Genomic DNA, 14,234 nt, shown 5'->3' with positions numbered 1-14,234 from the left:
AGATGGCATGAAAGCCCCGATTCTGGTGATCAACTGCGGCTCCTCTTCGATCAAGTTCGCGCTGATCGATCAGGCCCCCGACGCTCCCCGACTGTCCGGTATCGCCGAGCGCCTGGGCAGCCACGAGGCTCGCCTCAAGCTGACGGACGAACACGGCAGCGCCCGCGAGGTCTCGCTTCCCCGTGCGACCCACGCCCTGGCGCTCAAGACGATTCTTGAGCACCTTGGCGTCCACCGGCCCATCGGTATCGGCCACCGGGTGGTACACGGCGGCGAGCGCTTCACCGCCGCTACCCTGCTCGACGACGCCGTGGTGCGCACCATTCGCCAGACCATCAGCCTGGCTCCCTTGCACAATCCGGCCAACCTCGACGGTATCGTCGCCACGCGCCGGCTGTTCGAGGATCTGCCTCAGGTGGCGGTGTTCGATACCGCCTTCCACCAGACCCTGCCGCCCCACGCCTACCGCTACGCCATCCCCGAAGAGCTCTACAGCCGACACGGCATCCGTCGCTACGGCTTCCACGGCTCGAGCCATGCCTACGTGACCGGCCGCCTGGCAGAAGTCAGCGCCCGTGGTGAAGGCGGCTGGCTGATTGCCCACCTGGGCAATGGCTGCTCCGCCACCGGGGTGTGGGCCGGCAGAAGCCTGGACACCAGCATGGGCATGACCCCGCTGGAAGGCCTGGTGATGGGCACCCGCAGCGGTGACGTCGACCCCGGCCTGCACCTGCACCTGGCGCGGCAGCTGGGCATGTCGCTGGAGGGCGTCGATCAGTTGCTCAACCAGAAGAGCGGACTGCTGGGGCTGTCCGAGCTGACCAACGACATGCGTGAGCTCGAACAGGCCGCCAGTGAAGGTCACGCCGGCGCGAGCCTGGCCATCGAAGTCTTCTGCTACCGCCTGGCCAAGTCCCTGGCGGGCCTGGCCTGTGCCCTGCCCCGGATCGACGGCATCGCCTTCACCGGCGGCATCGGCGAAAACTCTGCCCTGGTGCGCGCCCGGACGCTGGGCCACCTGGAGGCCCTCGGTGTGCGCCTGGACGCTGACGCCAACGAGAGCCTCGGGCGTGGCGAGGAAGGCCAGATCCACGACCGAGGCGCCAGCTCGGCGCCGGAGATCCGCGTCATCCCCACCGACGAGGAAGGCTATATCGCCAGCCAGACCCGGGAATTGATCGTGAGCCTGACGTCCACGCCAAAGCTCGAGGAGGTTCTGTGAGCACCCAGTCCCGCACGCTGCTGCTGATCCCCATCGACGACGGCGTCGCCCTCACCTCCGCCGGCCTCGGCCTGCTTCGTGCGCTGGATACGCTGGGGCTGGACGCGGGTTTTCTGCAGCCCTTCAGCCAGTCCGAAGGTGGCGAGCAGGCAAGTGACAACGACGAACGCGCCCGCTCGCTGGTGGCCAGTACCCTGGGCATAGGTTCGCCGCGTCCGATCTCGCGCCAGACACTGGAGCAGTATCTCGGCCGCGACGATCGCGATGGTCTGCTGGAACTCGCCGTGGAGCGCCACGCCCGCGTCGCCCGCCCTGCCACCGGCAAGGCACCGGCGCTGATCGTGGTGGAGGGCGTTCGCCCACTGCCGCGAAACGCCTACGCCTTCGACCTCAACGTGCGCCTGGCCAGTGCCCTCGACGCCCAGGTGGTACTGGTCGCCGATGGCCAGATCGCCGATCCCCAGGAGCTGGCCAAGCAGTTGCAGTTCCATCGCCAGAGCATCGACGCGGTGGGTTCGGTCCGTACTCTGGGTGCCATGCTGATGCGACTGCCGGGGGACGGCGACGGCTCTGCCATCGACCAGACCCTGGCCTCGGTCAGCGAGGTCGAGGCCCGCGCCCATCGCCAGCACTGGCAGCAGCAGCTCGCCAGCGGCGCCGATCTGACCCTGCCGGTGGTCGCGGCGGTGCCCTACCGGGCCTCCCTGACCGCACCGCGAGTGGTAGACGTGGCCCGCGCCCTCGATGCCAGGATCCTGCACCACGGCGAAGCCGATCGCCGCCGCGTCGCTCACTCGACGCTGGGGGCCCGCAGCGCCGAGCACCTGCTCTACGCCCTGCGTCCCGGCGAGCTGATCGTGTCCCCCGGGGACCGCGACGACACCCTGCTGGCGGCGGCGCTGGCCACCATGAACGGCGTGCCCCTGGCAGGTCTCTTGCTGACCCACGGCGAGTCACCCAGCCAGCAGCTGATCGACGTCTGTCGCCCGGCGCTGGCCTCGGGGCTACCGGTCCTCTCGGTGGACACCGACAGCTACGCCACCGTGGCCCGGCTCACCGAGATGTCCGGCAGCATTCCGGTCGATGATCACGAGCGCGCCGAGGCCATCTGCGCCTTCGTCGCCGATCACCTGGATCGTGACTGGCTGCTGGCACTAATTCACGACGACGCCCAGCGCCGCCTGTCACCGGCAGCCTTCCGCCATCAACTGGTCAGCATGGCCCAGCACAAGCGTCGGCGTATCGTGCTGCCCGAAGGCGACGAGCCGCGCACCCTGGAAGCGGCCATCCTGTGCCAGCGTCGCGGTATCGCCAACTGCGTGCTGCTGGGCAAGCGTCGCGCCATCCTGGAGGTGGCCAAGGCGCGAGGTCTGGAGCTGCCCGACGATCTGCAGATCCTCGACCCGGACGCCGAGCGTGGTCGCTTTGTCGCCCCCATGGTCGAGCGCCGGCGTGGCAAGCTGACCCCGCTGACCGCCGAGGCCCAGCTTCATGACAGCGTGGTGCTGGGTACCATGATGCTCGCCGAAGGCGAGGTCGATGGCCTGGTCTCCGGCGCCGTGCATACCACCGCCAACACCGTGCGCCCGGCCTTTCAGCTGATCAAGACCGCCCCCGGCTACGGCCAGGTGTCGTCGGTGTTCTTCATGCTGCTGCCCGACCAGGTGGTGGTCTACGGTGACTGCGCGGTCAACCCCGACCCCGACGCCGAGGCGCTGGCCGAGATCGCCCTGCAGAGCGCCACCAGCGCCGAGGCCTTCGGCATCGAGCCGCGGGTCGCCATGATCAGCTACTCCACCGGCGAGTCCGGCAGCGGCGCCGACGTCGACAAGGTCCGCGAGGCCACCCGCATCGCCAGGGAACGGGCCCCGCACCTGGCCATCGATGGCCCGCTGCAGTATGACGCTGCGGCCATCGCCAGCGTGGCCCGGCAGAAGGCACCGGAGTCACCGGTGGCCGGCCGCGCCACGGTGTTCGTGTTCCCGGATCTGAATACCGGCAACACCACCTACAAGGCGGTCCAGCGCAGCGCTCGGGTAGTCAGCATCGGCCCCATGCTTCAGGGCCTCAACAAGCCGGTCAACGACCTGTCCCGGGGCGCCCTGGTCGAGGACATCGTCTATACGATTGCGCTGACCGCGATCCAGGCCGGTCAGTAACGACCAGAACAGCGCCACAGACCGTGAGAAACGCCGAGGCCCCGGAGAACCGGGGCCTCGGTGTTTGTGTGGGCTTTGCGTTGCTTTCTAACTCGCCCGGGACCGCTCGCTACCACTCGGCGATGCCGGTATACAGGCACACCAGCACCAGCCCAAGCAGGAAGACGGTCTCGGCGACCATCAGGATGACGGGCTTCCAGCCAACCACGGCGAGCTTCTGGAAGGAGGTCTTGATACCGAGTGCGGCGATGGCGGTGACCAGGCACCAGCGCGACAGGTCGGTCATGCCCTCGACCATCACCTGGGGGATCACGCCAAGGCTGTTGATCAGCACCAGCACCACGAAGGCCACCAGGAAGCTCGGGAACATCGGCACCTTGCCACCTTCACCGCCACGGGCGCGGCGAAACAGCAGCATGAACACCATCACCGCCGGCACCAGCATGGCGACCCGCAACAGCTTGACGAAGGTTGAGATATCGCCGGTCTCGTCGGAGATCATATAGCCGGCACCGACCACCTGGGCGACGTCATGGATGGTGCCACCAAGAAAGATGCCGGCCTGGGTGTCGGTCAGTTCCAGCGCGCCGACCAGCAGCGGGTAGAGCACCATGGCGGCGGTGGACAGCGTCGTCACGCCAACCACGGTCAGGATGGTATTGCGCTCGGCGATCTCGTTGCGCGGCATCGCCGCAGACAGCGCCAGTGCCGCCGAGGCGCCGCAGATCGCCACCGACCCGCCGGTCAGCAGCCCCAGGTCATTTTTCAATCCCAGCAGTCGCGCCAGCACGCTTCCCGCCAGAATGGTCAGCACCACCCCGGCGACCACCGTCACCACCGGGCCGATCCCGAGTTCCGCTACCTGCTCCAAGGTGATGCGTACACCCAGCAGGGCAACACCCAGCCTGAGGATGGTGCGGGCGGCAAACTCCACCCCCACCAGGCAAGGGCCCTGCTCGCTGAGAAAGTGCAGGGTCATGCCGAACAGCAGTGCGTAGAGCAGGGTCGGGCCACCGTAGTGATCGGCGATAAAGGTGGTGGCCAGGGCAATGGTGATGCAGATCAGCACCCCCGGCATGCGCTCCCGGGCGGGCTCCAGATGGCGACGCCATCCGGTCACGGGCGTCTCGGGCTTGGCGTGTGTCGTTGGCTGGGACATGGGCGTCCTCTCGTTTATTCGTTGTTCGCATGTCAGGGGGTCGCGCTCAGCGGGTCAGCCGATGACGCGCTATTGATTTGATCCTGGCCCAGCCCGCTGTCGCGACGTTAGGGCCAGAGCGCGGCCTCGAGTAAGGCCAGGCCCCGATGGCATCGATCCGCTGTCGAGATTCCAGCGCTGCACGTCAAGCGACTCGCGCCTGGGCACGGCGATCGGCCTTGATCATGTCCGCCGCGCGTTCGGCGATCATGATGGTCGGGGCGTTGGTGTTTCCCGAGACGATGATCGGCATGATCGAAGCGTCCACCACCCTCAGTCCCTCGAGGCCGTGCACCCGCAGTCGGTCATCGACCACCGCCAGGTCGTCGTGGCCCATCTTGCAGGTGCCCGCCGGGTGGTAGATGGTCTGACTGTAGCGCCGGGCGGCCTCGAGCAATTGCTCGTCGCTCTGATACTCCCGCCCCGGCACGTATTCATCGGTGATCACCTCGGCAAGCGGTGCCTGCTCGGCGATGCGTCGCGCCACCTTGATGGCGTCCACCGCCACGCGACAGTCTTCTTCGGTGCTCAGATAGTTGGGCTGGATCGAGGGATAGACGGCGGGGTCGGCGCTGGTGATGCGAATACGCCCCCGGCTGGTCGGACGCAACTGGCACACCGAGGAGGTGAAGGCCGAGAACGGATGCACCCCTTCGGCCGGCTTGTCCGCCGACAGCGGCTGCATATGGAACTGGATATCCGGGCGATCCAGGCCCTCCCGCGACTGGGTGAAGATGCACACCTGACTGGCCGCCAGGGTCAGCGGTCCGGTGCGGGTCAGGGCGTACTGGGTGCCTACCGCCAGCTTTCTCAGCGGATGACGCACCTCGTCGTTGAGGGTGCGACAGGAGGTCTTGAACACCAGCCGGATCTGCAGATGGTCCTGCAGATTCTCGCCGACGCCTGGTAGTGCATGATGGCAGTCGACGCCGACCTCGGCCAGGTGGTCGGGGTCCCCGATGCCGGAGCACTGCAGGATCTGCGGCGAGCCGATGGCGCCGCTGGACAGCAGCACCTCGAGCCTGGCGCTTGCCCGATGGGTGCTCTGCCCCTGGCGGTACTCGACCCCGACCACGCGCTTGCCCTCCAGCAGCAGCCGCTGACAGTGGGCTCGCTTGACCAGGGTGAGATTGGGGCGCTTGAGCGCCGGACGCAGAAACGCCTTGGCGGTCGAGCAGCGAAAGCCCTTGTAGGAGGTCTGCTGGAAGTAGCCCACGCCTTCTTGCCTGGCCCCGTTGACGTCGCGGTTCTCGGGAATCCCCGAGGCCTTGGCCGCCTCGATGAAGCGTTCGGCGATCTCGCGGCGCAGGCGCAGATCCGAGACCTTCAAGGGCCCGTCGGCGCCGTGGTAGTCATCGGCGCCCCGCTCCTGGCACTCCGACTTCTTGAAGTAGGGCAGCACCGAGTCGTAGTCCCAGCCGTCGTTGCCCAGCTGCGCCCAATCGTCGTAGTCCTCGCGCTGACCGCGAATGTACAGAAGCCCATTGAGCGAGCTTGACCCTCCCAGCACCTTGCCTCTGGGCCACTGCAGCCGGCGACCGTCGATGCCCTCGTCGGGATCGGTGAGGTAGCACCAGTCGGTGGCCGGATTGTGCATGGTCTTGAAGTAGCCCACGGGCACGTGGATCCACGGATTCCAGTCGGACCCGCCGGCCTCGAGCAGCAGTACCGACACCTCGGGGTCCTCGCTCAGGCGGTTGGCCAGCACGCAGCCGGCGGAGCCCGCCCCCACGATGATGTAGTCGAAAGCCTCTGGCGGTGGTGTTGTGGTTGTCATGTCGCTCACTCAATCGAGACGTTTTATCTCAATTTATGCTAGACAGTTTTCTCAAAAGATCAATATCGAGACAAAAAAACTCATTTTTATTGATCTATTCCCGAGAGACTTCTAAGGTGTGGTCAAGGCCCTTTATCGGGCCCGGTGCCAGGCGACGATCGCCAAGCGCGAACGCCCCGGCACTCCCCTGCATCCCTACACCAAACACAAGACTGGGAGCCTTCCATGAGTTCACGCCTCTTCTCATCAGACGTGTCGCGCCGCGACTTCCTGAATATCTCGGGTCGCTTCGGCATGACCTCCACGCTGCTGGCCGCCAGTGGTCTGGGCGCTGGCCTCACCGCTTCGAGCCTGGCCCGAGCCGCCGACGCCGAGCAGCAACGCCGCTATCAGACCGAACCCAAGTTCCAGCTGCGCTTTGGCGCCTCGGGCTTCAACGAGCGCAATCTCGATATCCAGAAGTCCGGGCAGCTGTTCTTCGCCCGTGACGTCGAGGAGCGCACCAACGGCGCCATCCGCGTCGAGTTCATGGGCTCCAACGAGGTCTGCAACCAGCTCGATTGCGTCAGCAAGGCCCAGCAGGGCATCGTCGACATCTTCTCGGCCTCGACCCAGAACTCCGCCGGCGGCGCGCCCTACCTGAACGTGCTGGACTTCGCCTACATGTTCCCGAGCGTCGCCTCGATGTTTCACTTCTTCTACGACCCTCGCAGCGAGGCCCTGCTGCGCGAGCCGATGCGCCAGCGCCACAACCTGCAGTTCCTGTTCACCCACTGCGACCTGCGCGGGCTGATGATGGGCCAGAGCTGGGCCGGCAAGCCGCTAGTGGACAGCCTCGAGGTGCTGCAGGGCACCAAGAACCGCGTCACCGGCACCCAGCTTGGCCGCATCGCCATGGAACAGCTTGGCCTCAACCCGGTCCCGGTGGCCTGGGAAGAGACCCTGGACGGCCTGCGTCAGGGCCTGCTGGACGGCGCCGAGACCTGGATGAGCGCGGTGGCCTACGCTGGCATGGCGCCGGTGGTGTCCCAGGCGGTCGACCTGCGCTTCTTCGCCGGTACCGAGCACACCGCCATGAACCTGTCGAAATTCGAGGCGCTGGACGCCGAGCTGCAGGATCAAGTGATGGAGTCGGCCTACGCCGCCCAGATCTTTACCCAGGGCATGAACGAGGCCGGCCGCTACCAGATCGTCGGCGCCACCGAACACCCCGCCGCCGGCACCGTGTTCGCCGAGAACAACGTGCGGGTGGCCCCGCTGTCCGACGAGATCCGCGCCCAGGCCGAGCAGCTATGCGCCCCGGAGTTCAATCCAGAGCCCTGGGAGCAGTGGCGCGAGCGGCTCAATGCCTGGGCCGGCGACGTCGACATCTACAAGGAAATCCACACCATCGCCCGGGAGATCCCGCGTGAGATGGCGGCGGTCAACGTGGCGCCGAAGCGCTGGTGGAGGGCGTAATGACCGATCACAAGGCCACCGCGGCCCAGGCGACGTCGAACGACGTCGCCGATCGGCCGACCCCCGCCTGGCTGGCGCCACTCAAGTGGCTCGACGCCAATCTGGAAAAGGTGATCATCCTGATCTCCTACAGCGGCATGGCGGGCATCATCTTCGTCGAGGTCATCCGCCGATTCTTCTTCAGCCTGCAGGCGCCCTGGAGCACCAGCATTCCGGTGCTGCTGTTTCTGTGGCTGACCTGGTTCGGCGCCTCGCTCAACGTCAAGCAGCGTACCCACCTGTCGCTCAACGAGATTCGCATGCGCCTGCCCTACGCCGGCCAGTTCGCCTGCCAGGTGCTCGACGCCGTGCTGTGGATCGGCTTCGGCGCCCTGGTCATCCACTTCACCATCGCCCAGGTGGAACTGGCGCACATGAACTTCGCCATCGTGCCGGGCACCGACAACGTGATGCAGTGGTGGTTCTACCTGGCCACGCCGCTGGCCTGGGCCCTGATCATCTTCCGGGTGCTGCAGAACCTGGCCAGCGACATCGCACGCTTCCGGCGCCGCGAGCCGTTCAACCTGCAACCGTCCATCATGGACTAGGAGAGACGTCATGACCGACGGCATGCTTATCGGCCTGGTCACCGCGGGCTGCACCACCATCTTTCTGCTGGGGGTACCGATCTTCCTGGTCATCGGCCTGTGGGTGGTCGGCACCAGCCTGATCATCGACTTCACCCTGGCCAATATTGGGGTCACCCTGTTCCAGGGCCTGAGCTTCTTCGGCCTGCTGGCCCTGCCGCTGTTCATCCTGACCGGCGACTTGATCAACGCCGCCGGCATCGCCAAGCGACTGTCCGACTTCGCCTATTCGGTACTGGGCTGGCTGCGTGGCGGCATGGGCATGGCCACCCTCGGCGCCTGCGGCCTGTTCGCGGCGATCTCCGGGTCCAACGCCGGCACCACCGCCACCATCGGCTCGATCATGCAGCCGGAGATGGTCAAGAACGGCTACGACGAGCGCTTTTCCGCCGCCACCGCCGCCTCCGGCGGAACGGTCGGCATCATCATCCCGCCGTCGATCATCTTTATCGTCTACGGCTTCATGATGAACCTGTCGATCAGCGACCTGTTCATCGCCGGCATGATCCCCGGGGCGATGATGGTGTTCGGCATGATGGCGGCCTGTCACCTGGTGGCGCGACGTCACGGCTGGGGCACCCTGATTCCGTTCAAGGCCGGTGAAAGCGCGCGCTTCGCCAGGCGCGCCTATCTCGGCTTCGCTACCATCGGGGTGGTGATCTACGGCATCTATTCGGGCAAGTTCTCGCCCACCGAGGCCGCCGCCATCACCGTGGGCTTCACCCTGATCGCGGGGCTACTGATCACCCGCGAGATTCGCTTCACCGCGCTGCCCTCGATCATGCTGCGCTCGGGCCAGATCGCCGGCATGCTGGCGCCGTTGATCGCGATCTCGGTGGTGATGCAGCAACTGCTGTCGGTGCTGGGCGCGGGCCAGGCGCTGCAGGACCTGCTCAGTGGTCTGGGCAACTACTACGTGATCCTGGGGGCCTGCATGCTGATGATCCTGCTGGCCGGGATGATCCTCGAGAGCCTGCCGGTGACCATCATCCTGGCACCGATCCTGGCGCCCATCGCCCAGAACGCCGGGGTCGACCCGATCCACTTCGCGGTGATCTTCCTGGTCGGCGCCGCCATCGGCTTCGTCACCCCGCCCTTCGGCCTCAACCTCTACGTGGCCTCGAGCATCACCGGGATCCCCTACCTGCGCCTGGTGAAGTTCGTCATCCCCTACTTCATTGCGCTGATCAGTTGCTGGATCGCCATCTCGATGTGGCCGGCGCTGTCACTGATGCTGGTGAACCTGTAACACCGACAGGCAAGCAGGAGCACGCGGCAAGCCTCACCGGGCTTGCCGCGTTATCATGAGTGCCTGCCACCATTTTCCGTCGTCAAGGATCGCGTATGTCTACAGCAAGCACTCGGACCACGACCAATTCGACGCTGCAACGAGGCCTGGTACTGCTGGAAACCATCGCCACCTCGATCCACGGCGTCAGCGCCTCGGACCTGGAGCGTCAGCTCGACATTCCCAAGCCCACCCTGCATCGCCTGCTCAAGCAGCTCGAAGAGCAGGATCTGATCGTGCGCGACGTGGAAGGACGGCATCTGCTTCCCGGCGAACGACTGCACCGCATGGCCATGGGCGTGCTCGCCAACGAGAGCCTCAAGGCGCCGCGCCGTATGCTGCTCAAGCGCCTGGCCGAAGAGGTCAACGAAACCTGCAACCTGACCCTGCTCGAAGGTCACGAGGTGCTCTACTACGAACGGGTGGAGACCAACTGGCCGGTACGCATACAGCTGCCGCCGGGCTCACGTCTTCCGCTGCACTGCACCGCCAGCGGCAAGATGTTTCTGGCGCTGATGGGGCCGGCCCAGCGCCGCCAGCTGCTCAAGCACCTGCCGCTGGAGGCCTATACCCCCTACACCGCCACCGAAGCAGACGAGCTGGAGCGACGCCTGGCGGACATCGCCGAAAAGGAGCTGAGCACCGACAACGAGGAGTTCATCCAGGGCATGGTGGCCATCGCCGTGCCGGTGTACGACCAGACCGGGCGCATCCAGGCGACGCTGGCGATCCACGCGCCCCGGCTGCGCCACAGCATCGACTCGCTGATGGAGTGGGCGCCCTTGATGCGGCGTATCGCCGGGCAGCTGCAGGATACCTTCGACCACTGAGCATACGAACGCATGAACGCATGAACGCATTGCCAAGGTACGCTGACTGACCGATCGGGTCAGGACACGCTCGGCCAGCCAGACTGACGTTCTTCGTGGCTACATCGGTGGCACCACCACCACCGGCACACTGGCACGCTTGATCACGCCCTTGGTCACCCGGCCTGCATAGGACGAGGCGAAGCCGCGCTTGTTGGTGGCCATGATGATCATGTCGCAGTCATGGCGCACGGCGTAGCGGGTAATCTCCGATGCCGGGTAACCCTCCAGCACCGACTTGGCGGCCACCACCTCGCGCCCAGGCAGGTTCGCTTCGTGCTCTTGCCAGAAGGCCTCGACAAATTCGTCCAGACGCTCTCGCGCCAGACGCAGGCGCTGCTCCATCAAGCCATCCAGGGTGGCGCGTTCACCGATGTTGGCCTTGAGGGTATGCATGACGTCATCGGACAACGACTTGACCGCATGCAGCACGTGAACCTCGGCCCCGGTGGCCTTGGCCAGCGTCAGGGTGTGGGCAAGCACCTGGCGGCAATCGTCCTTCAGCCCCAGGCAACAGAGAAGACGCGAGATCGAAACAGGCATGGCGTGACTCCTTGGCGAGAGGCCGGGTCGCCGCGACATGCGAAGACACCCGGCCTTTTTTGCGGTGCGCTGACGGTGCGCAATCAATACCCCAGCATACGGGGTAGCCACAGCGATATTTCCGGGAAGTAGGCGATCACGAACAGCGCGAACACCGAGCTTGCGGCAAACGGCAGCGCCTTGATCGATATCTCCTCGATGGAGGCGCCGCCAATGCCCGAGGCCACGAACAGGTTCTCCCCCAGGGGCGGCGTCTGGAAGCCGATGGCCAGGGCACAGACGACGACGATACCGACGTGCACCGGGTCCATGCCCAGCATGTACATGATCGGCAGCAATACCGGCGTCAGGATCATGATAGCCGCCAGGGTTTCCATGAACATGCCGACAAAAAGCAGAAATGCGATAACCATGGCCCAGATCAAGTACAGGTTATCGGTCAGTCCCAGCATGCCCTCGGCGATCACCGCCGGCACCCGCTGTTCGACCAGCAAGCGGCCGAATACCGTGGCGGTGAACAGGATCAATAGCACCCGTCCGGTGATCCAGGTGGTGGTCTCCAGAGTCTTGAGCGTAGGCTTCCACTTGAGCTCGCGGTGCAGGAAGATGCCGACGATCAGGGTGTAGGCGATGGCCACGATGGCCGACTCGGTGGGCGTGAACAGACCGCTGTAGATACCGCCGAGGATGATCAGCGGCGCCAGGATCGACCACACGCCACGCTTCAGACTCCTGGCGATGGTGTCCCAGGACCAGCTGTCGCTCAGCCCGCTGTAGCCGCGCCGGCGCGAGATGATGTAGTTGACGGTCAACAGGCAGCCAGCGATCACCATGCCGGGCAGGATGCCGGCGATGAACAGCTTCGGAATCGACAGCGTCTGGAAGGCGCCGTGAGCGGCCACGGCCTGCGCCGGTGGCTGCAGCCCCATCCCCGAGATACCAAAGATGACCATGGGAATGGACGGCGGTATCACCACGCCGAGGCCACCGGAGGACGCCGTGATGGCAGAGCCATAGCCGCGATCATAGCCGCGGTTGGCCATGGCCGGGATCATCAGCATGCCCACCGCCGCGGTGGTGGCGGGCCCTGAGCCTGAAATCGCGCCGAAGAACATGCAGGCGAACACCGTGGCGGCGGCGAGACCGCCGGTCACCGGCCCGGCGAAGGCCTCGGCGATATCCACCAGGCGTCGCGAAATGCCGGCGGCTTCCATCAAGGCCCCGGCGAGGATAAAGGCCGGCAGCGCCATCAGCGGAAAGGACCCCACCGAGGTGAAGGCGATCTGCACGAAGGCCATGGGGTTCTCCCCCAGCGACAGATAGGTGGCAAGCGCGGCCACCCCCAGCGACACCGTGATCGGCGCGCCCAGCACCAGCAGCAGAAAGAAAACCCCGAACAGCACGTAGATGATGGTCGTCTCCATGGATCAGTCTCCCTTCTCGTTGGATGACGACAGCGTCGAGGACTTGGCCTCGGCGATGGCCTCGGCCTCGGGATCGACGGGCTCGCGATGCTTGACGAAGCGCAGGTAGTTGTTCTGCAGGATGCGCAGGGTCATCAGCACAAAGGCCAGCGGCAGGATCAGGTAGAACACCTTCATCGGGATGCCCAGGGTCTGGGACTTCCAGAAGGTATTCATCTTGTTGAACACGAAGTCGTAACTGAGCCAGATGAAGACCAGGTTGAAGGCGATCCAGATCAGGTCGGTCAGCGCACCGCAGGCCAGCTCCACCCAGCGCGGGAAGAAACGGAACTGGAAGGTGACACGGTTGTGGGCCGACTTCTTGGCGGCGTAGACCGCCCCCAGGTAGGCGAACCAGACGAAGGCGTAGGTAGCCAGCTCATCGGCCCAGGGCAGCGAATAGCTGAACAGGTTGCGCAGCATGATCTGGGCAAACAGCAGCGCCACAAAGGTCACCAGCAACAGCTGGCACAGCCAGTTCTCGAGGTTGTCCACGAGCTTCCATAGACGATTCATCACGACGACCTCTGAGCAGGCACCACCTGGCGTCCAATGGCAGACGTCCGGCGGTGCCATGATTCATGGCGCCTGGAGTCAGGCGCCGGGAGGATTCAAGACGATAGCGACGTCGTGACAGATCAGGGGGCTGGCTCACGTCCCAGCGCGGCGAGCGCCTCGTCGAGCTTGGCCTTGCCGCCGATGCTGTCGTAGAAGTCGGGCCAGATGGCGGTGGCCTGTTCGATCCACGCCTGCTCGCCATCGGCGGGCTCGGTGATCTCCATGCCGTGCTCTTCCACCAGCCGGGTCTTGATCGCGTCTTCCTGGGCCAGCAGATACTCGTAGCTGTGGTCGGTGGCCTCCTGAGCGGCCTCCAGCACCCACTGCTGCTGCTGCTCGGACAGACTCTGGAACATGCCTTCACCCATGATCAACGGCTCCATGGAGAACACATAACAGCTGTCGGTGACGTGATCCTGGACCTCGTAGAACTTCATCGCGTCGATGGTGATGTAGGGGTTGTCCTGGCCGTCGACGACGCCCTGCTGCAGGGCGGTAAAGGTCTCCGACCAGGCCAGCGGGTTGGGATTGACGCCCCAGGACTGGTAGGCGGAGATCATGATCTCGTTCTTGGGCACCCGGATGACCAGGCCATCCAGATCCTCGGGGCTCGCCACCGGCCTCGCCGAGTTGGTCAGACGGCGACAGCCGGAGTAGGCCCAGCCCAGTATCCGCACGCCGGCGTCACGAATGGTGTTGTCGACCATCTCCTGGCCGATCTCGCCCTGGGTCAGGGTGCGGGCGTCCTCGGGACTCTGGATCACGTAGGGCAGCGTCATCACCCCGACCGTCGGCGAGAACGGCGTGATGTTGTTGATCGCCAGTACCGACAGGTCGAGCAGGCCCATGCTGGCGTTGTTGACGGTATCCTGCTCACTGCCCAGCTGGCCGTTGGGAAACAGGTCCACGCTGACGTCGCCGCCGGACTTTTCCTCGATCAGCTTGGCGAAGGTCTGTCCCATCTCGTGCTGGGTGCCACCGGCGGCGTCGCCCAGCGCCATCTTCCAGGTTGTCGCCTGGGCCGAGCCAGCGGCGCCCAGCAGCGCCAGGGCGACCGCCGCCACCAGCGGGCG

The 14,234-nt window shown here is 65.5% G+C and carries 12 protein-coding genes; 6 read left to right on the top strand and 6 right to left on the bottom strand.

Annotated features, from left to right (window positions below):
* Nucleotides 1-7: 7 nt before the first annotated feature.
* Both NH448_RS17130 and pta read left to right on the top strand, forming a co-directional pair.
* Nucleotides 8-1,222: an acetate kinase gene (locus NH448_RS17130; RefSeq protein ID WP_045991953.1), complete on the top strand. Its 1,215-nt coding sequence runs from the start codon at nt 8-10 to the stop codon at nt 1,220-1,222.
* Nucleotides 1,219-3,381, top strand: a complete 2,163-nt coding sequence (pta, locus tag NH448_RS17125; RefSeq protein ID WP_253029111.1) for a phosphate acetyltransferase — start codon at nt 1,219-1,221, stop codon at nt 3,379-3,381. Before NH448_RS17130 ends, pta begins: the two co-directional genes overlap by 4 nt.
* A gap of 109 nt (nt 3,382-3,490) precedes the next feature.
* Here pta and NH448_RS17120 read toward each other — a convergent pair whose 3' ends face one another.
* Both NH448_RS17120 and NH448_RS17115 read right to left on the bottom strand, forming a co-directional pair.
* Nucleotides 3,491-4,540: a putative sulfate exporter family transporter gene (locus NH448_RS17120; RefSeq protein ID WP_253029110.1), complete on the bottom strand. Its 1,050-nt coding sequence runs from the start codon at nt 4,538-4,540 to the stop codon at nt 3,491-3,493.
* Between the two features lie 184 nt (nt 4,541-4,724).
* Nucleotides 4,725-6,356 carry a choline dehydrogenase gene (locus NH448_RS17115; protein WP_253029109.1) on the bottom strand — a complete coding sequence of 544 codons (1,632 nt, stop codon included), beginning with the start codon at nt 6,354-6,356 and terminating at the stop codon, nt 4,725-4,727.
* 225 nt (nt 6,357-6,581) lie between these two features.
* Between NH448_RS17115 and NH448_RS17110 the strand changes: the two genes are divergently transcribed.
* The 4 genes from NH448_RS17110 (at nt 6,582) to NH448_RS17095 (ending at nt 10,558) form a co-directional block, all read left to right on the top strand.
* Nucleotides 6,582-7,814, top strand: coding sequence for a TRAP transporter substrate-binding protein (locus NH448_RS17110; protein ID WP_253029108.1), 1,233 nt, complete (start codon nt 6,582-6,584; stop codon nt 7,812-7,814).
* Complete coding sequence (locus tag NH448_RS17105) at nt 7,814-8,401, top strand: TRAP transporter small permease (protein WP_222569188.1); 588 nt, start codon at nt 7,814-7,816, stop codon at nt 8,399-8,401. Before NH448_RS17110 ends, NH448_RS17105 begins: the two co-directional genes overlap by 1 nt.
* Nucleotides 8,402-8,411: 10 nt before the next feature.
* The gene (locus tag NH448_RS17100; protein ID WP_045991950.1) at nt 8,412-9,689 is read left to right on the top strand and encodes a TRAP transporter large permease; all 1,278 of its coding nucleotides are present in this window, start codon (nt 8,412-8,414) and stop codon (nt 9,687-9,689) included.
* A gap of 95 nt (nt 9,690-9,784) precedes the next feature.
* Nucleotides 9,785-10,558, top strand: a complete 774-nt coding sequence (locus NH448_RS17095; protein ID WP_045991949.1) for an IclR family transcriptional regulator — start codon at nt 9,785-9,787, stop codon at nt 10,556-10,558.
* 99 nt (nt 10,559-10,657) lie between these two features.
* On the opposite strand, the gene NH448_RS17090 is transcribed toward NH448_RS17095, so the two are convergent.
* From NH448_RS17090 to NH448_RS17075, 4 genes are all read right to left on the bottom strand, one after another.
* A complete protein-coding gene (locus NH448_RS17090; RefSeq protein WP_045991948.1) occupies nt 10,658-11,140 on the bottom strand; it encodes a universal stress protein in 483 nt (160 codons plus the stop codon).
* Between the two features lie 83 nt (nt 11,141-11,223).
* Entirely contained in the window at nt 11,224-12,564 is a 1,341-nt protein-coding gene (locus NH448_RS17085) for a TRAP transporter large permease (protein ID WP_253029107.1), read from the bottom strand.
* Between the two features lie 3 nt (nt 12,565-12,567).
* Nucleotides 12,568-13,119: a TRAP transporter small permease gene (locus NH448_RS17080; RefSeq protein WP_108131565.1), complete on the bottom strand. Its 552-nt coding sequence runs from the start codon at nt 13,117-13,119 to the stop codon at nt 12,568-12,570.
* Between the two features lie 122 nt (nt 13,120-13,241).
* Nucleotides 13,242-14,234 (bottom strand): TRAP transporter substrate-binding protein (locus NH448_RS17075; RefSeq protein ID WP_366078344.1); only part of this gene is annotated, 993 nt, incomplete at its 5' end.

Origin of the sequence: Halomonas sp. OfavH-34-E (assembly GCF_024124525.1) — a bacterium.
GTDB lineage: Bacteria > Pseudomonadota > Gammaproteobacteria > Pseudomonadales > Halomonadaceae > Halomonas > Halomonas litopenaei.
This window is presented reverse-complemented; position numbering and strand designations above follow the sequence as displayed.